Below are 23,023 nucleotides of genomic sequence, written 5' to 3'. Positions count from 1 at the left end.
GGCAAAACACAGGTTATTGTATAAAATTCATTACACTAGATGATTAAATGAAAACCTATAAAGATATAAAGACCCGATTACGCCCTTGGCGTTTTGCTTGATATAAAGCGTCATCTGCTTCTTTAAATAAATTTTCAATCGCTCTATGGGATGAAGGGGAATATAAACTTATACCAATACTGACTTGTATGAAAATTGGTAATTTCCCATAAATATAAATCGGTTGCTGACTAATTTTAATTCGTATTTGCTCTGCAAGGTCAAAGGCACTCTCTTTTGTGGTATCTGCAATGAAAATTGCAAATTCTTCACCGCCAAATCGTCCTAATAAATCATGAGGATGCAAAATATTTTGAATAGTGGTAACACAGGTTTGTAGGGCGCGATCACCTATTTGATGGCCATAGTTGTCGTTAACTTGTTTGAAATGATCTACATCCAACATAAAAAAGGCTGAGGTTTTATTTTCCTTGTGCACTTTTTCTTGAAGTAGCCTGACCGACTGTAAAAATTGGCGTCGAGTAAGACTTGAGGTTAACTCGTCATGCGCAATCGCGTGTTGAAGCTTTTGAATTAATTCTGAGTGTAAAACGCTAATACTGGAAACCGTAAGAGGGGCAATCGTCATCATAATTAACCCAATACGGATTGAAATCGTATTGCTGAAATAGTCATTTGGATAGAGTAAAAGATAATGTCCAGAGACATGATAAATAATGTAGGCACTCGTAAGACTTGTAATGAGTGCAACAACAATAGGTTTGTAGCGAATTGCACACCAAATCAGTGCAGCAATTGGATAGAGTAGCGAACCGGGACCAGAGTCATAATAACTGGCTGCAATAGAAATGAGGACAGCTCCGAAAGGTAAAAGGTCGGTTAGTTGTAAGCCGCGATTTCTTGAAAAATAATGTTTTACCTGACTATATTGAGGTAGATTTAATATGATCGGTAAAAGAAGCAAAGCATTTTGCAATTCTGAAGTGAACCAGTAACCAAATTCATCCCACAAACCACCAAGCATAAATTTAGTATTAAACATGGGCACGAAAGTTGCTGCAAACAATGCGCCTGCTACACTTCCTACTCCGCATAAAGCAAATAAAAAAAGGTAAGAATAACCTCGGTAGGCTGCTTTAATATGCTGATTAAAAAACATATAGAGTGCAAACGTAGTAACAACATAAAGAAAATTTGACGTTGTTAAAACGAGTGTAAGAGCAAATGGAGTACCCTGAAGTAAATCAGCAACGACATAGCCGCTATAAGCACCTAAAAATGAGCTTAATCGACGTGTGCTTGGAAAGCGAATGAGTAAACCAAGCAAAACCGAGTTAGCAGGCCAGAAGAATGCGAGAAAGCTTAAAGGGCGAGATGCGATGCCAATAAAACAACATACTGCAATAATGAAGCTAAACAGGAGAAAAATTTTTAAAGAGGAGAAAAATGAAAATTCACGAAGTGAGTATGGCATCAGCTGCCCTTAATGATAAATACTCTTATCCAAGAGTAATAAAATATTATGCATGACTAAACATTCATCATAATTCAGAGGAGAAGCTGAATACAATAAAAAACAAACTAATATTATAAAAAAGTAAGTTATTAAAACTTAATAGTCGATGAACTGTGTAAATATTCTAAAATTAAAAAATGAAAAAAATCATCATAAACAAAAAAACTATTAAATAAACCGATTATGTGCGGTGAAACCCCCCTTACAACCCATAGAAGAATAGTTTTGTTTAGAAAATCATCCGAAAGACTAAGACGCTTCAACTAGCATGCGAAATTAGAAATCAGGTACAATTGGCGGGATTAATTTTGTGTTTGGTGTATTTGAAGGCCAATACATACATTCTTTGTTAAATAATAGGCCTGCCAGGAGTTATCCCCGCATGAGTGCCATTACTCCATACGACTGGGCGATTATCGCCTTCGTGATCGGCGTTACATTTCTTTGCGTCTTTATGCTCACAGTTCCCTTACTCCTCGGGGGGAAATCGTGGGGGCGTGCTAAGCAAGAGCAGTTTGAATCGGGTGTCGTGAGTGCTGGTGGCGCTCGCATTCGCCTGTCTGCAAAGTTCTATTTAGTTGCAATTTTCTTTGTTGTCTTCGACTTAGAGGCACTTTACCTATATGCATGGTCTACTTCTGTTCGTGAAGTAGGGTGGTTGGGATATACCACTGTCGTGATCTTTGTCGTTGATTTATTGATTGCGCTTGTTTATGCCTTCTCTGTAGGTGCTTTAAGTTGGTCACCAGCAGATCGCCGTAAATCAGCAGGTGAGGCGATTAAAATCGGTTCACCAACAATGAACATTGCTGAAATTACACGTTTTAACTCTATTGAAGAGCTCGTAACTGACCCTACAGGCCAGATTCCAGCTCAATCATCAGGTCGTGTTAAGTCAAAAACTACACCTGCATTGTCATCTGAAAAGGAGTAAGTCGGGATGAAATATACTCTGACCCGCGCGAATCCGGATGCTGATCAATACCCATTGCAAGAACGTCAAATCGTGACAGATCCACTAGAAGAGGAAGTGAATAAAAATGTATTCATGACTCGTTTAGAGGATGTCTTGCATACAGCAGTAAACTGGGGGCGTAAAAACTCCTTGTGGCCATTTAACTTTGGTACCTCTTGTTGTTACGTTGAATATGCAACGACCTTAACAGGTGTGCATGACTTGTCACGTTTCGGCGCAGAGGTTATCCGTGCTTCACCTCGTCAAGCTGACTTGATGATTGTTGCAGGAACCTGTTTCGTAAAAATGGCACCAGTTATTCAGCGTCTATATGAACAGATGTTAGAGCCTAAATGGGTCATCTCGATGGGTGCTTGTGCAAACTCTGGAGGTATGTACGACATCTATTCAGTAGTTCAAGGTGTAGACAAAATTATTCCTGTTGACGTGTACGTCCCAGGTTGTCCGCCTCGTCCTGAAGCATTAATTCAAGCTTTAATGCTTTTACAAGACCAGATTCAATTAGAGCGACGCCCGCTTTCTGCCGTGATCGGTGATGATCTTCAGCCAGTGTATAAGCCAAAGATGATGCCAGAACGTGACCGTAAGAATGCGCAGCGTATTGCCGTTAAAAACTTACGCTCTATGGATGAGATTAAATAATTTTTTGACGGTGTTTTGACATATCTAACCGATATGTTCATCGAGAAAATTGACAGAATTTGTATTAAATAGGAAGCCAAGCCAATGGCTGAAACTGACATTGCTATGCCAGAGTCAACACCAGTTGATTCACGCCCAGCATTTGCAATCGTAGAAGAACTCAAAACCAAATTTGGTGAGAACTTTTACGTGCAGGCGACTTTTGAAGAGTTTCCAACAGTCTGGGTTGAGCGCGCACGCGTGCAAGAAGTCCTTATGTTCCTACGTAAAGTGGAACGCCCATATGTAATGCTGTTTGACTTGTCTGCGATGGATGAGCGTTTACGTGTTCATCGTGATGGTTTGCCAGCATCTGACTTCACTGTGTTCTATCATTTATTATCGCTTGAGCGTAATAGTGACATTCGTATCAAGGTTGCCTTGAACGAAAATGATCTTAACCTTCCGACAGCGACTAATATCTGGCCAAATGCCAACTGGTATGAACGTGAAGCTTACGATATGTTCGGTATCAATTTCGAAGGGCATCCAATGCTCCGTCGTATCTTGTTGCCAACGTATTGGGAAGGTCACCCGCTTCGTAAAGAATATTCAGCACGTGCGACAGAATATACGCCGTACATGCAAGACAAAGCGAAACAAGACTTTGAACAAGAGCACTTACGCTTTGTGCCAGAAGACTGGGGTCTTAAGCGTGGTAACGCTGACGAAGACTTCATGTTCTTGAACTTGGGTCCTAACCATCCATCTGCACATGGTGCGTTCCGTGTTGTATTGCAGTTAGATGGCGAAGAAGTGAAGGACTGTGTTCCTGATATCGGTTATCACCACCGTGGTGTGGAAAAGATGGCTGAACGTCAAACATGGCATTCTTTCATTCCTTATACTGACCGTGTCGACTACTTAGGTGGTTGTGCTCAAAACATGCCGTATGTAATGGCTGTAGAGCAAATGGCTGGTATTAAAGTTCCTGAACGTGCGCAAGTGATTCGTGTCATGTTGAACGAATTGTTCCGTATTAATAACCACTTATTATTCTGTGGTACGGCAATTCAGGATGCTGGTGGTATGACTCCAGTATTCTATATGTTCGCAGACCGTCAAAAAGTTTACGACATTGTTGAAGCAATCACGGGTTACCGTATGCATCCAGCATGGTTCCGTATTGGTGGTACAGCACACGATCTTCCAAACAACTGGCAGAAACTTGTTAAAGAATTGCTAGAGTGGATGCCTAAGCGCTTAAACGAATACTACACAGCGGCATTGAAAAACTCTGTGTTTATTGGTCGTACGCGTAACGTTGCACAATACGATGCTAAATCTGCACTCGCATGGGGTGTAACTGGTACTGGTTTACGTGCGACAGGTATTGATTTTGACGTTCGTAAATATCGTCCATACAGTGGCTATGAAAACTTCGATTTTGATGTGCCAGTTGAGTATGAAGGCGATGCATATGCACGTGTACTCGTTCACTTCCGTGAAATTACTGAGTCGTTAAAAATTATTCAACAGTGTTTGGATAACATGCCTTCTGGTCCATATAAAGCGGATCATCCATTGGCTGTTCCACCACCGAAAGATAAGACATTACAAGATATTGAAACCTTGATTACGCACTTCTTGAGCGTTTCATGGGGTCCTGTCATGCCAGCGGGCGAGTCATCATTTATGACTGAAGTGGTTAAAGGTGCAAGTACGTACTACTTGACTTCAGATAAAGCGACGATGAGTTATCGTACTCGTATTCGTACACCGACGTTTACTCACTTACAGCAAATGCCTTCAGTGATTAACGGAAGTTTGGTATCTGACTTAATCATTTATCTGGCGACCATTGACGTGGTTATGGCTGACGTGGATCGCTAAGAGGTAACACATAATGATGATTTTGACTGATAAAAAGCCACGTGTGAATGTTGAAGGAATTTTGACTGCGGAAGAAATTCACGATATCGAACATCACATTGGTCACTATCCATACCCTCGTGCAGCCTCTTTGGATGCATTGAAGTGTGTACAGCGCCGTAATGGTTGGGTAGATGACGCTCAAATGAATGCCATCGCACAGTTATTGTCGATGAGTGTTGCTGATTTGGAAGGTGTTGCAACATTTTACAACCGTATCTATCGCCATCCGGTAGGTCGTCACGTAATTTTGCTTTGTGACTCAATTGCTTGCTTCTTGATGGGTGCAGAAACACTTGCTGAAGCATTCCAGCGCGAACTAGGAATTCAGTATGGTCAGACGACACCAGATGGTCGTTTTACGCTGCTTCCAATTTGCTGCCTCGGCAACTGCGACAAAGGCCCAACTTTAATGATTGATGAAGATACTCACGGTTTAGTTGAAGTGACATCGGTCAAACAGTTATTGGAGAAGTATGTATGAATACTGAACCAAAACCAATTTATGGCGACGGTAATCCAGAAACTCATCCACTAACTTGGCGTTTAAGCAAACGTGACGAAGTTCGTGGTGCTGATGATTACGAAGCACTTGAAGGTTATGCTGGCTTTAAAAAAGCATTAGGCATGAAACCTGCTGAAGTGTTAGACGTGATTAAAGCTGCAACTGTAAAAGGTCGTGGTGGTGCGGGTTTCCCAGCGGGTATTAAATGGTCATTAATGGCACCAAATGATGGTGGTCCACGTTATTTGATCTGTAATGCCGATGAAATGGAACCGGGTACCTTTAAAGACCGTTTGTTGATGGAAAAACTTCCACATCAATTGATCGAAGGGATGTTGATTGCGGGTTATACCTTAGAGGCAACTCAAGGTTATATCTTTATCCGTGGTGAATATATCGAGGCGGCTCAATATCTAAATGAAGCGTTAGAACAGATTCGTGCTAAAGGTTATTTAGGCGAAAATATTTTAGGTTCTGGCTGGAATTTTGAGTTGCATGTACATACGGGTGCAGGGCGTTATATCTGTGGTGAAGAAACTGCATTGATTAACTCGCTTGAAGGTCGTCGTGCTAACCCTCGTACTAAGCCGCCGTTCCCGCAAGTTGCAGGAGCATGGGGCCGTCCAACAATTGTGAACAACGTTGAAACTTATAACAACTTGCCAGCAATTATGCTTCGTGGTCCAGAGTGGTATATCGGTTTATCAGCAGGTAAATCAAAAGACCCAGGCACTAAAATTTATGGTGCGTCAGGTAAAGTGAAATTCCCAGGTCTTTGGGAATTGCCATTTGGTACAACTGCACGTGAAGTGATTGAAGATCATGCTGGTGGTATGCGAGAAGGCTTAAAGCTTAAAGCATGGTTACCGGGCGGTGCTTCAACTGACTTTTTACCAGCAGATACCATTGATTTACCAATGGATGCAGACACGATTATGAAAGCAGGTTCTCGTTTGGGAACATGTTTATTGATGGTTGTAGATGAAACCCAGTGCATGGTATCGCTCACTCGTAACTTAGAAGAGTTCTTTGCGCGTGAATCATGTGGTTTCTGTACACCATGTCGTGATGGTTTGCCATGGGCTGTTAAAGCGCTTAAAGCACTTGAAGCAGGCGAAGGTAAGAAAGAAGATATCGACCATTTACAAGAATTGACTCGTAAATTATGGATCGGTAAAACTTTCTGTGCCCACGCACCAGGTGCGATGGAGCCGCTTATGGGCGCACTCAAACATTTCCGTGGTGAGTTTGAAGCGAAAGTGACGACTCGTCCTGTCGTGCAAACCAGCAACGTAGAACAAGCTTAAGGAATTCGACTATGGCTACAATTCATGTCGATGGAAAATCGTATGAAGTCAACGGCTCGGAAAACTTGCTACAAGCATGTTTGAGTCTGGGCATCGACATCCCATATTTTTGTTGGCATCCATCCTTAGGTTCGGTTGGTTCTTGCCGTCAATGTGCTGTTACGCAATATGCGAATCCAGAAGATACGCGTGGTCGTTTGGTCATGTCTTGCATGACACCAGCATCTGACAATACCTATATCTCAATTGAAGACAAAGAAGCAACGGATTTCCGTGCATCTATTGTTGAATTTTTGATGACGAATCACCCGCACGACTGTCCAGTCTGTGAAGAGGGTGGTCACTGTCATTTACAAGATATGACTGTAATGACGGGGCATGACCGTCGTCGTTATCGTTTCACAAAACGTACGCATTACAACCAAGAACTCGGCTCATTCATTGCGCATGAAATGAACCGCTGTATTGCTTGTTACCGTTGTGTTCGTTACTACAAAGATTATGCGGGCGGTACAGACTTTGGTGTGTATGCCAATGCATCTCGTGTTTACTTTGGTCGTCCAGAATCAGGTACTTTAGAATCTGAATTCTCGGGTAACTTGACTGAAGTATGTCCAACAGGTGTATTCACTGATAAGACTCATTCAGAGCGTTATAACCGTAAATGGGATATGCAGTATGCACCAAGCGTGTGTCAAGGCTGTTCTTCTGGTTGTAACATTTCTCCGGGTGAACGTTATGGTGAAATCCGTCGCGTAGAAAACCGTTTTAATGGTTCGGTTAACCAGTACTTCCTTTGTGATAAAGGTCGTTTTGGCACAGGTTATGTAAACCGTGCAGACCGTCCACGTCAGCCTCAGTTCCGTAATGGTGAAACTGTTGCAACTGTTTCTGTTGATCAAGCTTTAGATCAAACGATTGCAAAGCTTCAAGGCAAAAAAGTCTTGGGTATTGGTTCTCCACGCGCAAGCTTGGAATCGAACTACGCACTACGTGAGCTTGTAGGTCAGGCAAATTATTCAACTGGTGTTGCTCAAAAAGAACAAAAACTTGTTGAACTTGCTGCGTCTATCATGCAAACCGAGGGTATTTATAACCCGAACATGCGTGAAATCGAAAGCTACGATGCTGTTCTGATTTTAGGTGAAGACCTGACTCAAACTGCTCCACGTATGGCATTGTCTGTTCGCCAAGCTGCGAAAAACAAAGCTCGCGAAATGGCTGCGAAAACACGTACTCCAGATTGGTTGGCTGAACCTGTACAACGTATTGGTCAAGAAGCAAAATCTCCGATCTATATCTTGGCTGCAACTCAAACTCGTCTTGCCGACGTTGCAACTGGTGAAGTTGTTGCTTCTCCAAATGATATTGCACGTTTAGGCTTTGCCGTAGCAGCAGCAGTGAAAGGTGATGTATTAATTGGTCTGGATGACGATGCAAAAGCATTCGCTCAAACTATTGCTGACACTTTAAAAACAGCAAACAAACCATTAATCATTGCAGGCACAAGTTTGCAAGATGCTTCTATTATGGAAGCTGCGGCTGAGTTGACTCAGAACTTAGGTTCTAAAGCTGGTTTAAGTCTTGTGGTTCCTGAAGTGAACTCTATGGGCTTGGCATTGTTTGGTGGCTTAAGCCTGGAACAAGCATTTGCTCAAGACTACGACACACTTGTTATTGTTGAAAATGACTTGTTCCGTCGCTTACCTGCTACTCAAGTAAAAGCTGCACTAGATAAAGCTGAAACAGTAATCGTGCTTGATCACAGTGAAACTGAAACTGTGAAACAGGCTGATATCGTTCTTTCAGCAGCAAGCTTTGCAGAAGGTGACGGTACTGTTGTAAGCCAAGAAGGTCGTGCACAACGTTTCTATCAAGTTTACGATCCAAGTTACTACAAGCCTGAATATGCAATTAAAGAATCATGGCGTTGGTTACATGCCATTGAAACTGGCATTAAAGGTAAGGCTGTAGATTGGACATTGCTTGATGATGTGATTGAAAGCATCGTGAAAAATGTACCAGTACTTGAAGCAATTCAAGATGTGGCACCTGATGCAGGTTACCGTGTACATGGTTTGAAAATTGCGCGTGAACCACGTCGTTATTCAGGTCGTACAGCAATGCGTGCGCCGTTATCGGTTCATGAACCGAAACAGCCTACCGATCCAGATTCAGCATTAACATTCTCAATGGAAGGTTATGTTGGTCCACAAAAAGCATCATCATTAGTACCGTTTGCATGGGCTCCGGGCTGGAACTCTCCACAATCTTGGAACAAATACCAAGATGAAGTAGGTGGTCACTTAAAAGGCGGTGATTCAGGTGTTCGTTTATTCGATCGCTTGGCAAAACGCCCTGCGCGTAGCTATGTTGCTCCAGTGGCTGTAGTTGCAAACCCTGAAAGTTTCCGCTTAGTACCAATGCATCATATTTTTGGTTCTGGTGAATTCACTATTAAAACACCTGCAATGGAAACTCGTATTCCAGAAGCTATGTTTGCAGTGGGCGAACAAGATGCAACTCGTTTGAACCTTCAAGAAGGTCAACGCATTACTGTAAAAGCAGGCGAAACCAGTGTGAGCTTGCCTGTACAAGTAATTGAATATTTACCTACAGGTTATATTGGTTACCCAGTTGGTTTAGCACCAATGGTGTCACTAGCTGAGCCTGTTTCAGTGGCTTTAGGAGTGTAATTCATGAATCAAGAAATTATACGTCAAACGCCACTTTGGGCTGAGAACTGGCCAATCGCCTACGCTGTAGTTCAAGCAGTTGTGATTTTGCTTGTTGTCGTTTTAGTTGCAGCGTTGATGTCTTTCATTGAACGTCGTTTACTTGCTTGGTGGCAAGACCGTTATGGTCCGAACCGTGTTGGTCCTGGTGGTATGTTCCAGATCGTTGCCGACATGCTTAAGATCATGTTCAAAGAAGACTGGACACCAAAATTTGCTGACAAACTTACATTCCGTTTAGCACCAGCTGTTGCAATGGCAACAGCGGTTCTTTCATTCATGGTAATCCCGGTGAGTCCTTCACTGGGTGTTGCTGACATGAGTATCGGTTTGTTGTTCTTCATGGCAATGGCTGGTATTGCAGTCTATGCAGTATTGTTTGGTGGCTGGGCTTCAAATAACAAATACTCATTGCTTGGTGGTTTACGTTCGGCTGCTCAAACCATTTCTTATGAAGTGTTCTTGGGTATCTCATTGATGGGTGTGGTTGCAATTGCAGGCTCATTTAACCTTCGTGAAATTGTTGAAGCACAACGCGATGTTTGGTTCGTTATTCCACAATTCTTAGGTTTCTTGATTTTTGTGGTTGCTGGTGTTGCGGTAACTCACCGTCATCCATTTGACCAACCAGAAGCAGAACAAGAATTGGCTGAAGGTTACCATGTTGAATATGGTGGTATGAAATGGGGTATGTTCTTCGTTGCTGAATATGTCAACGTGGTACTTATTTCTGCATTGATCGTAACTTTATTCTTCGGTGGTTGGTTAGCACCATTCAATTTAGAAATTCCATTTGTTCCGCCAGTATTCTGGTTTGTGATTAAAACAGCGTTCTTTGTAATGATGTTTGTTTTGGCTCGTGGTTCTTTAATGCGTCCACGTTATGACCAAGTCATGAACTTTGGTTGGAAAATTTGTTTGCCATTGGCGTTGGTCAACTTGTTAGTGACTGGTGCTGTGATTCTGATGAATCAGGCCTAGGACAGCAGGGAGTACAAAATGTATAAATTTCTAGCTGGATTCGGATCGATTGTACGTTCGTTGTTTATGGTATTTACCCATGTAACGCGTAAACGTGACACGATTTTATATCCAGAAGTACCGGCTGAACAGATTGTGCCGCCACGCTTTCGTGGTCGTATTGTGTTAACGCGTGACCCAGATGGGGAAGAGCGTTGTGTGGCATGTAACCTATGTGCGGTTGCGTGTCCAGTTGGCTGTATCTCACTACAAAAAGCAGAAACAGAAGATGGACGTTGGTATCCGGAATTTTTCCGCATCAACTTTTCACGTTGTATTTTCTGCGGTATGTGTGAAGAAGCTTGTCCAACAACTGCAATTCAGCTCACACCAGACTTCGAGTTAGGCGAATACGTACGTCAAGACCTTGTTTATGAGAAAGAAAACTTACTCATTTCAGGTCCGGGAAAATACCCAGACTACAACTTCTACCGTGTAACGGGTATGGCGATTAACGGTAAAGAGAAAGGTCAAGCACAAAAAGAAAGTGCACCAATCGATGTACGGAGTCTATTACCATGATGTGGCCGTTTTATTTGATGGCACTCGTGGCCATCGTTTCTACGGTTCGTGTAGTGACTAACACGAACCCTGTACACGCTTTACTTAGTCTAATCGTTTCATTGCTTGCTGTTGCTGGTATTTTCATGATCGTGGGGGCGCCTTTTGCAGGTGCTCTTGAAATCATCGTTTATGCCGGAGCAATTATGGTTCTGTTTGTATTCGTTGTGATGATGCTTAACTTAGGTCAACACACCGTTGAACAAGAACGTAAATGGCTTTCTTCAGATGCTTGGGCATATCCAGCACTCATGAGTTTCTTACTCGGTTTGCTTTTAGTTTGGATGCTTGGTGGTGAATACACCACTATTTCAGCACCGCTTGGGGCACAAGTGATTGGACCAAAAGTCGTTGGTCAAGCACTCTTTACTCACTATTTATTATTGGTTGAAGTTGCCGCGATGTTATTGCTAGCAGCCCTTGTTGCAGCATACCACTTAGGTAAACGTGAACCAGGTGCAGAAGAGGAAAAAGAATAATGGGCCAGATTCCTTTAGAACATGGTTTGATTGTTGCAACCATCCTTTTTGCACTCGGTTTTTACGGTGTAATGGTGCGACGCAACCTATTATTTATGTTAATGAGCCTTGAGGTCATGATGAATGCTGCTGCATTGGCATTTGTTCTTGCGGGTAGCGTATGGGCACAACCAGATGGACAAGTAATGTTCATTCTGATTTTGACCCTTGCAGCAGCAGAGGCATGTATCGGTCTTGCGATTGTCCTTCAGTTCTATCATCGCTTCCATCATTTGGATGTGGATGCTGCTAGTGAGATGCGCGGATGAGTTATTTATATCTAACAGTATTATTTCCGCTAATCGGTTTTATTTTGTTGGCGGCGGGACGAGACAAACTCTCTGAAAATGTTGCAGCAATTATTGGTGTAGGTTCTGTAGGTTTATCTGCATTATTTGCACTGATTGCTGGAATGGCATTTACCACAAGTGGTCAGCAAGTTTTTGTTCAAAATCTGTGGACATGGTTCAATGTTGGTGGTTTTGCACCAGGCATTAGCTTACATTTAGATGGCTTATCTTTACTCATGATGGGCATGGTGACAGGTGTTGGTTTCTTAATCCATATCTTTGCATCATGGTACATGCGCGGTGAAGAAGGTTATGCGCGTTTCTTCTCTTATTTCAACCTGTTTGTTGCTAGCATGCTTGTGCTTGTATTGGGCGACAACTTAGCGTTGTTATTCTTAGGTTGGGAAGGTGTAGGTCTTTGCTCTTATTTGCTTATCGGTTTCTATTATGCAAACCCTGCAAATGGTTGGGCTGCGATCAAAGCATTTACAGTTACCCGCGTAGGTGACGTATTCTTACTTATCGCTTTATTCTTGCTTTACCAACAATTTGGCACGCTGAATACTCAGTACATCGTTGAACACGCAGCAGAAGTAATGACGAAGAGCTCGTCACTTACAATCTGGACTGCATTAATGTTGTTCTTGGGTGCTGCTGGTAAATCTGCGCAAATTCCATTGCAAACATGGTTGGCAGATGCAATGGCAGGTCCAACGCCTGTTTCTGCATTAATCCACGCTGCAACAATGGTAACGGCTGGTGTGTACTTATGCTGCCGTCTATTCAGCGTATTCGAACTTGCTCCTGAAGTGATGCAATTCATTTCAGTAACTGGCGCGGTAACTTTGTTAGTTGCAGGTTTTGCTGCACTCGTTCAAACAGACATCAAACGTATCTTGGCTTACTCAACAATGAGTCAGTTGGGTTATATGTTTATGGCTGTAGGTGCGGAAGCGTATCAAGCTGGCTTGTTCCACATGTTGGCTCACGCATTCTTTAAGGCATTATTATTCTTGTCTTCTGGCGCGGTGATTTTGGCTTACCACCATGAGCAAAACATCTTCAAAATGGGTGGTTTGTTCAAACGTAACAAATTCCTGTTTGCTTGTTTCGCGATTGGTGGCGGTGCATTAGCAGCGATTCCATTCTTGACCATTGGCTTCTTCTCTAAAGATGCGATTCTTGGTGAAGTTTGGGTACAAGGTCAATCAGTTGCCCTATATCACACCTTATATTGGGTGGGTGTAGCAGGTGCATTCCTGACTTCAATCTATACATTCCGTTTAATCTGGGTTGTATTCTTTGGTCAAGAAAACACGCCTTACCATGAAATTAAAGGCGCAACTTACTGGGCTCCATTGGGCATTTTAGCTGTACTGTCTACTTTTGTAGGTGCCGTATTAAAAGCGCCTGTAGCTGGTATTCTTAATACTGCAAAAATTCCTGAATTCCATGTGGCTGAACAATTTGTTGAAGGCATGCATGGGGCAGAGCATTTAGCAGTAGGAATTGCGCTAGTTGGTTTAGTTGTTGGTATAGCATTATTTACATTTGCTTATGGTGCAGTGAAATCATTCGCTCAAACAAGTTTGGGTTCAGGTTTGGCACATATTTGCCGTACCGCTTTTGGTTTTGATGCATTGTATGACATCGTTTTTGTTAAACCTTATTTATTCTTCGCCAAAATCTTTGGCCGTGACCCGATTGACAGTTTGTGGTTAGTTCTTCCTGCACTTGTTAAAGGCGGAAACAGTTTTACAAGCTCACGTCAAACCGGTTCATTGCGTGAATACGCATCAAGTATGTCACTCGGTGTAGTGGTGTTATTGATGATCTTGATCGTTATTCAGGTAGTGGGGAAATAAAATGGAAAACAATTTAATTTTACCCGCGCTGATCCTTGTTCCGTTCATTGCTGGTTTTATTTGTTGGTTAGTCGATAAGCTCGACAAAACCTTGCCACGCTGGATTGCCTTAATTGGTATGCTCATTACTTTGGGCTTAGGTCTTGCACTTTGGCAAAATGGAACTTATAGCTATGAGATGGGTTCAAAAATCCCAACTTGGTCTGCTGAGTTCTATTTACCGTGGATTCAATCACTCGGTATCGGCATTCACTTAGCTGTGGATGGCTTATCTTTACTCATGGTGTTATTAACAGCGCTACTTGGTGTACTTGCTGTTGGTTGTTCATGGGGTGAAATTCAAAAGAACGTTGGTTTCTTCCACTTAAACCTTTTATGGAGTTTAGGTGGCGTTATCGGTGTATTCTTAGCGATTGACCTATTCTTGTTCTTCTTCTTCTGGGAGATGATGCTTGTACCAATCTACTTCCTGATTGCGTTATGGGGTCATAAAGGTTCAAACGGTCGTTCACGTGTTTACGCAGCTACTAAGTTCTTCCTTTACACGCAAATCGCTGGTTTAGTGATGTTAATCGGTATTCTTGGTCTTGTAGTTTATGGCTACATGATGACAGGCATGATCGGTTTCGATTACAACTATTTATTAGCTGTAGCTAACCACTTACCGCCTGGCTTAGCGTACGGTTTCATGATCTGTTTCTTCATCGGTTTTGCGGTGAAGTTACCAGTGTTCCCATTACACGGTTGGTTACCAGATGCGCATGCTCAAGCACCTACAGCAGGTTCTGTAGACTTAGCGGGTATCTTGATTAAAACAGCTGCGTATGGCTTGCTTCGTTTCGTTATTCCATTCTTCCCGACAGCTTCTGCTCAGTTTGCAGACATTGCGATTATTTTCGGTTTGATTGGTATTTTCTACGGCGCATGGTGTGCTTACCAGCAAACTGACATGAAACGTTTACTTGCGTATACGTCGATTTCACACATGGGCTTTATTTTACTTGCGATCTACGCAGGTAACATTTTGACCTTCCAAGGTCTAATGATCATGATGTTGGCACATGGTTTGTCATCAGCTGCATTGTTCATTATGTCTGGTCAAATCTACGAACGTTTACATACACGTGACTTGCGTTTAATGGGTGGTCTTCGTGGCCAGCTTCAGTACTTGCCATTTTTCTTGATGTTCTTCGTTGCTGCTCTTGTTGGTGTGCCAGGTTTAGGTAACTTTATTGGTGAATTCCTGATTTTGATGGGTTCATTTAATAAATATCCTGTATTCACGATTCTTGCTTCTATCAGCCTTGTATTTGCAGGCTTATACGGCTTGATTTTGATTCACCGCGCTTTGTTTGGTGAACCAAATCCTGAACAAAAGCAACACTACACTAGTCCACTAAAAGACTTATCTGCTCGTGAAGTTGGTATTTTGATGATTTGTGCGATTGGTCTCGTTTGGCTTGGTATCTACCCACAAACATTCTTGGATGTATCTCATTCAAGCATGCAGTGGTTCGTCAATAGTTATGTGCCAGTTCAAGAAGTCGTTGACACTGTTCAGCAAACAGCTACTCAACTTGACCATGTGGAGATCCAATAATCATGAACTTCACAGTATCATTCGCTACGCTTATGCCTTTAGCTCCGGTGATGATTGTTGCTTTAACAACAATCGTCGTCATGCTGTTAATTTCAATTAAGCGTAATCATAATTTAATCGCAACAGCTTCTGTTGTTGGTTTAAACCTCGCTGCACTTTATATTTTATTTGCGGTATTTGGCGGTAAGTTTGTACCGGCAAATGTGATGGGCATGTTTATGGTTGATCCATTTACCATGTTCTATCAATTTATGATTTTGATTGCGGCTTTGGCTTGTTGTACTTTGTCTCACGCTTACATCGAAACCTATAAAGACAACCGCGAAGAACTCTATCTTTTGTTACTTGCTTCAGTAGCAGGTGCAATGTTGATGGTTGCAAGTTCTCACTATGCATCGTTCTTCATTAGCCTTGAGTTAATGTCGATCCCTGTATACGGCTTACTTGCTTATACTTATCAACGTAGTAGTTCACTTGAAGCTGGTATTAAATATCTTGTACTTTCAGCGACAGCTTCTGCAATGTTGTTGATGGGTATGGCATATATCTATGCATATACTGGTTCACTTTCATTCTATGATTCTGTACAGGCTTTATTTGGCGCAATTAAACAGCCAATGGTGTTATTAGGTTTAGCACTCATTATCTTTGCTGTTGCGTTTAAATTATCGCTTGCGCCGTTCCATAAATGGACACCAGATGTATATGCAGGTGCACCAGCGCCAATGGCAACTTTCTTAGCGACTGCTGCTAAAGTTGCAACCATTGGTTTGTTCGTGCGCTATATGCTTGCTTCAGGCGCAATTATGGTGGATTCGTTAGTCACTATTTTGACAATCATTGCAGTATTGTCGATTTTAGTTGGTAACTTACTCGCTGTTCGTCAAGTTAACTTAAAACGTATCCTTGGTTATTCATCTATTGCTCATTTTGGTTATTTGTTAATTGCTTTAATTAGCATGACTTATGCGAGCTTGGGTAGCGTAACTGTATATGTGGTGTCTTACGTATTAACAACTATCGGTGCTTTTGGTGCTGTAGCGTTAATGTCTAGCCCATATAACAACGTAGATGAAGCACAAAGTCTTGCGGACTACCGTGGTTTGTTCTGGCGTCGTCCAGTACTTACAGCAACTTTAACAGTCATGATGTTATCTTTGGCTGGTATTCCATTAACAGCAGGCTTCATTGGTAAGTTCTTGGTTGTAATGGCTGCTGTAACAACTCAGCACTGGTTCTTAGCTGCCATGATTATTGTGGGTAGTGGTATTGGTTTGTACTATTACTTACGTGTGATGGTTGTAATGTATATGACACCACCAGAAACTCCTCGTATTGATGCAGATGCTCATTGGGGTCAAAAAGTAGGTGGTTTAATGGTATTAGCTGCTGCTGCATTAGTTATTATTTTGGGTGTATATCCAGATCCAATGATTAATTTAGCATTAAAAGCAGAAATTTTATCTCCATTACATTTCATGCTTTCACAACAACACTAATTCTAGTGTACAAAAAAGCCTCCAAATCTGGAGGCTTTTTTTTATTGAGCATTAAAAAAAGATTATAATAAATACGTTTTTATATTTTTAGGTAACATCTGTGGCCATTCAAGAAATTCGTCACCCACTTATTCGTCATAAATTAGGTTTGTTGCGTCGTTCTGATATCAGTACTAAGAATTTCCGTGAGCTTGCTCAGGAAGTGACTATGTTGTTGACGTATGAAGCAACAAAAGATTTACCAGTGGTGGATTGTGAAATTGCTGGATGGGCTGGAACTGTTACTACACAGCGTATTGCTGGTAAAAAAATAACGATTGTACCGATTTTACGTGCAGGAATTGGTATGCTGGATGGCGTACTTAATCTGATTCCAAGTGCAAAAGTAAGTGTTTTAGGTCTTGAGCGTAATGAAGAAACATTAGAAGTTCGTACTTATTATAAAAAACTCGTTCCAGATGTCGCTAATCGTCTTGCAATGATTATCGACCCAATGTTGGCAACAGGTAATTCATTAGTTGCTGCGATTGACGTATTAAAGGCGAGTGGCTGTAAAGATATACGTGTTATGGTATTAGTTGCTGCTCCAGAAGGTGTTGCTAAAGTTGAAGCAGCTCATCCAGATGTACAGATTTATACAGCATCTATTGATAATGGCTTAAATGAACAAGGCTATATTGTTCCTGGTCTAGGTGATGCGGGCGATAAAATTTTTGGTAGTGTCCAAAAAGACTAGTTTTTGAAATAACGATAAAAGAGACTTAATCAAACCGTAAAGTTTTGAGGGCGGATTGAAAGTCTCTTTTTAATTTTCTGCTGTAATAACAGTATTGAAAAAGTAAGGTAAAGATCATGAAGCAAGAATTTTATACCGGAAAAGTTAAACAATATGATCCTGATAAAGGATTTGGTTTTATTTCGACTACTGAAGGAGATATTTTCTTTCATATTTCTGATTTCCCTGCATCCGAAGGTGAGCCAAAAAGAAATGAAAAAGTGAGATTTCTTGCGGCAGATAATCAGGGGAAATTTAAGGCTATCAAGATCGAGCGTATCGATCCTAATCCGGCTAAAACAAAAAAGAATAAAATCGCTGATCATAATAAAGCGATTACGTCAGAGTTGTTATCACATTTTCGTCGTTAATAGAGATTCTCAATCTTCAAGGCTAACTTGTTGTCGAGTTTAGCCGTGACAGACAGAGATGATTATTGATAACGTTTCGAACAAGTAAGTAATACAAAATTAAGGGAGGTGGTAGCTTCCCTTAATTGTCTTAACCCATAAATAATAAAATGAAAAATGGTGAGCCATGTGAGAATGACTCAAGATGGCACTAGAAGATCAGGTCTTAAACTTGATCTTCACAGAATTGTAAGAATGCCTTGAGGCCAGGACCTTGGTATTTTTGACGATGTACCAACATGTAAAGTGGGCGAGTGAGTTGCCAGAAAGGTGTTTCTAAAATCACTAATTGCTCTTTTTCAATTAAAGGTTCAATAGCGAGTTTAGAGATACAAGACATTCCTAAGCCACCAGCAACAATTTTCAAGATTGCTTCATTGTGACCTAGGGTTAGGCGAATATTGGCATCTGGCAGATCTTGCAAAATAGCATTATCAAATACTTCACGAGTTCCCGAACCTTCCTCACGTAAAATCCATTCAACTTGATAAAAATCATTTGCTGTTAAAGGTCGATTTAAACGTGCTAGAGGGTGATTAGGGGAGCAACATACTGCAAGCTCATCATCTCGCCAGTGAATACATTGAAGTTGAGGCAGATGACATGAGCCCTCAATTAATGCCAAATCAAGCTGAAACTGATTGACTGCTTCAATCATTTGGCGTGTGTTGCCCACTTGTAATTGCAGGTGTGCTTTGGGGTGATACTGTAAAAAGTTCGCCATTAAATCTGGCATAAGGTAATCACTGATCGTTAGAGTTGCCCCAATACGTAAATCAATGCTTTGTAACTCACCTTTTGCAGCTTGCTCAAAAGCTTCACAGCGACCTAATATTTCTAGCGCTTGAGGCAATAAAAACCGACCAAGATCATTGAGTTGTAGTCGTTTACCTAAACGATCAAATAGAGGGGCACCAAGACCATCCTCTAAATCGGCTAAAGCCATACTTGCTGCACTTTGCGTCAGTCTGACCGCATCACTGGCTTTGGTGACAGTTCCTTCTTGAGCGACTGCTACAAAAACAGCCAACTGGCGTAATGTCATGCGCATGTTTAAAAAGCCTTAACGTTTAAAAGTATTCATTATTTCGGCTGTCATGCTAACATGAGCGCACTATTTCATGCCACGTTGAAATCATGTCAATTGAAAAATTTAGCGTAGAAAAAGTTTTATCTGTACACCGCTGGACGCCAACTCTTTTTAGTTTCACCATGACTCGCCCTGCACATTTTAAATTTACGGCTGGGCAATTTGCGCGTATTGGACTGAAAGTTGGAGAAGAACTTGTTGTTCGTGCCTATTCGGTGGTGTCTTCTCCATTTGATGAAACGCTAGAATTTTTCTCGATTGTAGTGCCTGATGGTGCATTTACCTCTAATCTTCAACATTTGAAGGTAGGTGATGAGCTTTACTTAGAAAAAATACCTTATGGTTATCTTACTTTAGCTCGCTATCAACAGCCTTTACCACATGATTTATGGTTATTGGCAACGGGTACGGGTTTAGCACCATTTTTGTCGATGCTACAAGACTTCGATACATGGTCTAAATATCAAAAGATTAATTTGGTCTACAGTGTCCGTACCGCAGCTGAATTGGCTTATGTCGATCGTATTCAAGAAATTGCTGAAACTTTTGGGGAAGGGCACATCGGTTTTAAATTTATTTCAATTATCACTCGTGACCCATCAGCACAGTTACATGATCGTTTGCCAGTTTTGATTGAGAATGGTGAATTAGAAAAAGTTGCTGGTATAGAACTGAGCCCTGCAACAAGCCATGTCATGCTTTGTGGAAACCCAGAAATGGTAGATGACACGAAAGATGCTTTAAAGCGGCGTGGTTTGACGATGAATCGTCGAGGTGAGGGAAATATTGCAGTAGAAAATTACTGGTAACAAACGACAATTAAAAGAACTTTAAAATTATTTTTATGGATATGTTTATTAATGGACAAACATATCCATAAATTCACGAATTTCGGAAATTGCACTGTCTACATCGCTTGAAAGCCAAGTTGGTTCAAAAAGGCCTGCATAATGTTCCAAACGATCTTGAGGAACAACTAAGCGAACAGGGCAGTCTTCTTCAAGTAAACGCCAAGGTAAAATTGGAACTTCATTGTCCAGAAAAATATTGATATTACGAATATCAACAATCATGGCGTTAATGCAGTCAGGAAATGGCATCACTGAAAACTCTTCAGTACGACGACGAAAATACTCCAGATCACCCCACTTGAGTTCATAACTTGGTTTATTAAATTCAATAATACCAATGAGATGTTCATCTCTAGTCTGGTGTATATAACATTGATGTGTGACGTCAGTGTCGAGATCAAGAGTTACGTTTTGCTGACGATACATCATAAAATAGAGCAGCTTTAAAACTAGGGGGCTTATTATAGCCTATTTTATAAAAAGTAAGCGCTAAAACATATTGTATTACAAATGGGGAATAGACGAAGTTCGTGAATAAAGAGAAATTATTTTTAATTGGCTAAATTAATGTGTGCAAATTTTATACTGTTTTTATTATTTTAAAAGTAGAGTTTTGCAACTACAGACACCTTCCAATAATGCTTTTTCACACAATGCAACAAAGCAAATTGCTATGATGAATATAAAGTTAATGATAATAGAAGAGGGGAAAGAAGATGCATGACTTTTCAAAACCACCTCATGTGACGAGTCCTGAAGAAACTGCGAAAAAAAGAAGACTGCCAGTTTATATTTTAATTATTGTTGGGCTTTTTCTTCTTGCACTTATTGTCTATATGGTTGCTGACCACAACCAGACTCCTAAACAAGAAGGAGCATTTCAAAATGAGACCACACCATATGTAATTAAGGGTAGTTCTGATTTGAATTTAAAGACCTACACAGGGTAATAAGAGAATCAGTTTAACTTGATATCAAGCCTTTAGGTGTAAACCTGAAGGCTTTTTTGCAACCTTTTGCATCAATTTGTTGTATTTGTGCAGAAGTGTGTTGATTAGAAAATATTCAAAACATAATGTGAGATAGACCGCATTCATCGTCATTTTTTACAACGAATGGTGTTTCCTAGAGATAACACTGAAAAGAACATAACAATTGAGGACATAACAATATGAATGAATTTTTTGATGGGCCTCGCGGCGCTCAATTTGATGCGATGTATTACTGGGATCAGTTTCATCCTATCCTGGCTGCAGTAGTGATCTTATTGGTTGGTTGGATAATTGCTTTATTAGTAGCAGCAGGTGTGAAAAAGCTTCTACAAAAAGTAAATACCAATGCCAAACTATCTTCAGCTACTGGCCGAGCGCCAAATATTGAAGGCCTGATCTCCAAGGTAGTATTCTGGTTTATTCTGATTTTAGCTGTTGTCGCGGCTCTAAATGTGCTCAACATTAGTGGAGTGAGTGGCCCATTCAGCAACATGGTAAATCAGGTACTGGTCTACATTCCAAATATTATTGCTGCTGTGGTGGTGGGTTTTATTGGTTGGATCGTTGCCCGACTGGTGCGGGCAGGCATTACCAATGTTTTATCCAGAACCCAACTCGATGATAAGTTAAGCAGTGAAGTGGGTGTAGGTGGAATTAGCCAGAACATTGGTGAAATTCTTTACTGGCTTGTATTGTTACTTTTCCTTCCAATTGTTCTTTCAATATTAGGACTTACAGGCTTACTCATTCCAGTTCAAAATATGGTAAATGACGCCGTAGCTTTCTTACCGAATATCTTTATTGCTGGCGTTATCGTTTTTGTTGGTTATATCTTGGCAAAAATTGTACGCGGTATTGTTGAAGGTCTAGTAAATAGCTTAGGTGTTCAGGCTCAAGCTGAAAAAATTGGTCTTTTTAAAAGCTCTAATGTAGGCAAATTCTTAGGTTCATTTGTTTTTGCCATCATCATTATTACTACATTAATTGTAGCGTTCGAAGCGTTAGGTATTGAGACAATTTCTCAACCTGCGACAGCAATGCTAAATGAAATCTTGCAAGCAATTCCAAACATTATTGCGGCTGGTTTAATTTTACTGGTTGCTTATATTGTTTCTCGTTTTGTTGGCCGTTTAGTAGCTGAACTGATTGCAGGAACAGGTGTTGATGAAATTCCTGCAAAATTAGATGTACAACGCTTTTTAGGTCAAACTAAAGTTTCTAATGCAGTTGGCTGGCTAATTGTATTCTTTACTATGCTGTTTGCAGTATCTGAAGCAGCGGATCGTCTTGGTTTCGATCAAATCAGTGGTCTCATTGCAATGTTTATCCATTTCGGTGCAAACATTCTATTGGGTGCTGTAATTTTAGTAATTGGTTTCTGGTTAGCGAATGTTGTAGCGAATGTGGTTCAACGTGGTGAATATAATAGCTCGCGTTGGTTAGCTAGTTTAGTTCGTGTTTTAATTATTGGTCTGGTACTTGCGCTTGGTTTAAGAGCAATGGGTATTGCAGATTCAATTGTTAACCTTGCATTTGGTTTGACTCTAGGCGCGGTTGCCGTGGCTTTCGCTCTTGCATTCGGTTTAGGTGGTCGCCAACCAGCAGAACGACTTTTAACTGATTTACTTGATAAAGCGAAAAAAGAAGCGAATCAACCAAATCCTCTTTATCAACCGCCTTCTACTACGAGTAGTTCAGCTCCAGCTACGTCAACAACTCAATCTACGCCAACAACGCCACCATCAACAGCTCCATCTGATGCAAAACCAGCAGATTCTGTACAGGTGAATCCAGCACAACCGCCAGTGAATAAACCGTTTGGTTCTACAGGCGAAAATGATGAAATTTAAGGGAATTAAATTAAATTTCAGATAAACAGTACAAAAAATCTTTGATTTTTGTGATAAGTTCGACCACTCTATATTGAGTGGTCGTTCTTTTTTGGCCGTTATAAAAACAA

21 protein-coding genes are annotated in these 23,023 nt (G+C 41.1%); 18 read left to right on the top strand and 3 right to left on the bottom strand.

The window, feature by feature from the left end; translation table 11 throughout:
- Positions 1-55: 55 nt before the first annotated feature.
- Positions 56-1,474 carry a sensor domain-containing diguanylate cyclase gene (locus AOLE_RS15910; protein ID WP_013198845.1) on the bottom strand — a complete coding sequence of 473 codons (1,419 nt, stop codon included), beginning with the start codon at positions 1,472-1,474 and terminating at the stop codon, positions 56-58.
- 424 nt (positions 1,475-1,898) lie between these two features.
- Here AOLE_RS15910 and ndhC point away from each other — a divergent pair, with 424 nt between their 5' ends.
- The 15 genes from ndhC to AOLE_RS15835 all read left to right on the top strand — a co-directional run bounded on the left by ndhC (position 1,899) and on the right by AOLE_RS15835 (position 18,091).
- Positions 1,899-2,450: an NADH-quinone oxidoreductase subunit A gene (gene ndhC, locus AOLE_RS15905; RefSeq protein WP_003653481.1), complete on the top strand. Its 552-nt coding sequence runs from the start codon at positions 1,899-1,901 to the stop codon at positions 2,448-2,450.
- A 6-nt stretch (positions 2,451-2,456) separates the two neighbouring features.
- A complete protein-coding gene (locus AOLE_RS15900; protein ID WP_002050353.1) occupies positions 2,457-3,134 on the top strand; it encodes a NuoB/complex I 20 kDa subunit family protein in 678 nt (225 codons plus the stop codon).
- Positions 3,135-3,218: 84 nt separating this feature from the next.
- A complete protein-coding gene (gene nuoC / locus AOLE_RS15895) occupies positions 3,219-5,006 on the top strand; it encodes an NADH-quinone oxidoreductase subunit C/D (RefSeq protein ID WP_004794331.1) in 1,788 nt (595 codons plus the stop codon).
- Between the two features lie 13 nt (positions 5,007-5,019).
- On the top strand, positions 5,020-5,529 hold the full coding sequence (nuoE, locus tag AOLE_RS15890) for an NADH-quinone oxidoreductase subunit NuoE (RefSeq protein ID WP_005302974.1): 510 nt from the start codon (positions 5,020-5,022) through the stop codon (positions 5,527-5,529).
- Positions 5,526-6,857, top strand: coding sequence for an NADH-quinone oxidoreductase subunit NuoF (gene nuoF / locus AOLE_RS15885; RefSeq protein WP_004794326.1), 1,332 nt, complete (start codon positions 5,526-5,528; stop codon positions 6,855-6,857). Before nuoE ends, nuoF begins: the two co-directional genes overlap by 4 nt.
- An 11-nt stretch (positions 6,858-6,868) precedes the next feature.
- Positions 6,869-9,553: an NADH-quinone oxidoreductase subunit NuoG gene (nuoG, locus tag AOLE_RS15880; RefSeq protein ID WP_013198844.1), complete on the top strand. Its 2,685-nt coding sequence runs from the start codon at positions 6,869-6,871 to the stop codon at positions 9,551-9,553.
- A 3-nt stretch (positions 9,554-9,556) separates the two neighbouring features.
- Positions 9,557-10,573 carry an NADH-quinone oxidoreductase subunit NuoH gene (gene nuoH, locus AOLE_RS15875; RefSeq protein ID WP_004703499.1) on the top strand — a complete coding sequence of 339 codons (1,017 nt, stop codon included), beginning with the start codon at positions 9,557-9,559 and terminating at the stop codon, positions 10,571-10,573.
- A gap of 18 nt (positions 10,574-10,591) precedes the next feature.
- Positions 10,592-11,134: an NADH-quinone oxidoreductase subunit NuoI gene (gene nuoI / locus AOLE_RS15870; protein WP_013198843.1), complete on the top strand. Its 543-nt coding sequence runs from the start codon at positions 10,592-10,594 to the stop codon at positions 11,132-11,134.
- Positions 11,134-11,652 (top strand): NADH-quinone oxidoreductase subunit J, encoded by a 519-nt coding sequence (nuoJ, locus tag AOLE_RS15865; protein WP_014205902.1) that lies wholly within the window; start codon positions 11,134-11,136, stop codon positions 11,650-11,652. The genes nuoI and nuoJ overlap by 1 nt, the downstream gene beginning before the upstream one ends.
- On the top strand, positions 11,652-11,960 hold the full coding sequence (gene nuoK / locus AOLE_RS15860; protein ID WP_003653467.1) for an NADH-quinone oxidoreductase subunit NuoK: 309 nt from the start codon (positions 11,652-11,654) through the stop codon (positions 11,958-11,960). The genes nuoJ and nuoK overlap by 1 nt, the downstream gene beginning before the upstream one ends.
- Complete coding sequence (gene nuoL / locus AOLE_RS15855) at positions 11,957-13,846, top strand: NADH-quinone oxidoreductase subunit L (protein ID WP_004794316.1); 1,890 nt, start codon at positions 11,957-11,959, stop codon at positions 13,844-13,846. Before nuoK ends, nuoL begins: the two co-directional genes overlap by 4 nt.
- A 1-nt stretch (position 13,847) precedes the next feature.
- A complete protein-coding gene (nuoM, locus tag AOLE_RS15850; RefSeq protein ID WP_004794314.1) occupies positions 13,848-15,446 on the top strand; it encodes an NADH-quinone oxidoreductase subunit M in 1,599 nt (532 codons plus the stop codon).
- Between the two features lie 2 nt (positions 15,447-15,448).
- A complete protein-coding gene (gene nuoN, locus AOLE_RS15845; RefSeq protein WP_004794312.1) occupies positions 15,449-16,945 on the top strand; it encodes an NADH-quinone oxidoreductase subunit NuoN in 1,497 nt (498 codons plus the stop codon).
- Positions 16,946-17,045: 100 nt separating this feature from the next.
- Positions 17,046-17,681 (top strand): uracil phosphoribosyltransferase, encoded by a 636-nt coding sequence (gene upp, locus AOLE_RS15840; protein WP_004794310.1) that lies wholly within the window; start codon positions 17,046-17,048, stop codon positions 17,679-17,681.
- A gap of 116 nt (positions 17,682-17,797) precedes the next feature.
- A complete protein-coding gene (locus AOLE_RS15835) occupies positions 17,798-18,091 on the top strand; it encodes a cold shock domain-containing protein (RefSeq protein WP_004794308.1) in 294 nt (97 codons plus the stop codon).
- Positions 18,092-18,296: 205 nt separating this feature from the next.
- Here the strand turns inward: AOLE_RS15835 and gigC are convergent, their stop codons facing one another.
- The gene (gigC, locus tag AOLE_RS15830) at positions 18,297-19,181 is read right to left on the bottom strand and encodes a LysR family transcriptional regulator GigC (RefSeq protein ID WP_005302979.1); all 885 of its coding nucleotides are present in this window, start codon (positions 19,179-19,181) and stop codon (positions 18,297-18,299) included.
- Between the two features lie 86 nt (positions 19,182-19,267).
- On the opposite strand from gigC, the gene AOLE_RS15825 reads away from it, so the two are divergent.
- Positions 19,268-20,029 carry a ferredoxin--NADP reductase gene (locus AOLE_RS15825; protein WP_005302981.1) on the top strand — a complete coding sequence of 254 codons (762 nt, stop codon included), beginning with the start codon at positions 19,268-19,270 and terminating at the stop codon, positions 20,027-20,029.
- A 48-nt stretch (positions 20,030-20,077) separates the two neighbouring features.
- Here the strand turns inward: AOLE_RS15825 and AOLE_RS15820 are convergent, their stop codons facing one another.
- A complete protein-coding gene (locus AOLE_RS15820) occupies positions 20,078-20,497 on the bottom strand; it encodes a hypothetical protein (protein WP_171056780.1) in 420 nt (139 codons plus the stop codon).
- 290 nt (positions 20,498-20,787) lie between these two features.
- On the opposite strand from AOLE_RS15820, the gene AOLE_RS15815 reads away from it, so the two are divergent.
- Complete coding sequence (locus tag AOLE_RS15815) at positions 20,788-21,021, top strand: hypothetical protein (RefSeq protein ID WP_013198842.1); 234 nt, start codon at positions 20,788-20,790, stop codon at positions 21,019-21,021.
- Positions 21,022-21,242: 221 nt separating this feature from the next.
- Entirely contained in the window at positions 21,243-22,913 is a 1,671-nt protein-coding gene (locus AOLE_RS15810; protein WP_013198841.1) for a mechanosensitive ion channel, read from the top strand.
- Positions 22,914-23,023: the final 110 nt, after the last annotated feature.

It is taken from the genome of Acinetobacter oleivorans DR1, from assembly GCF_000196795.1.
GTDB classification, from domain to species: Bacteria; Pseudomonadota; Gammaproteobacteria; order Pseudomonadales; family Moraxellaceae; genus Acinetobacter; species Acinetobacter oleivorans.
Note: the sequence above shows the minus strand (reverse complement) of the source record. Positions and strands in the feature narration are given on the sequence as shown.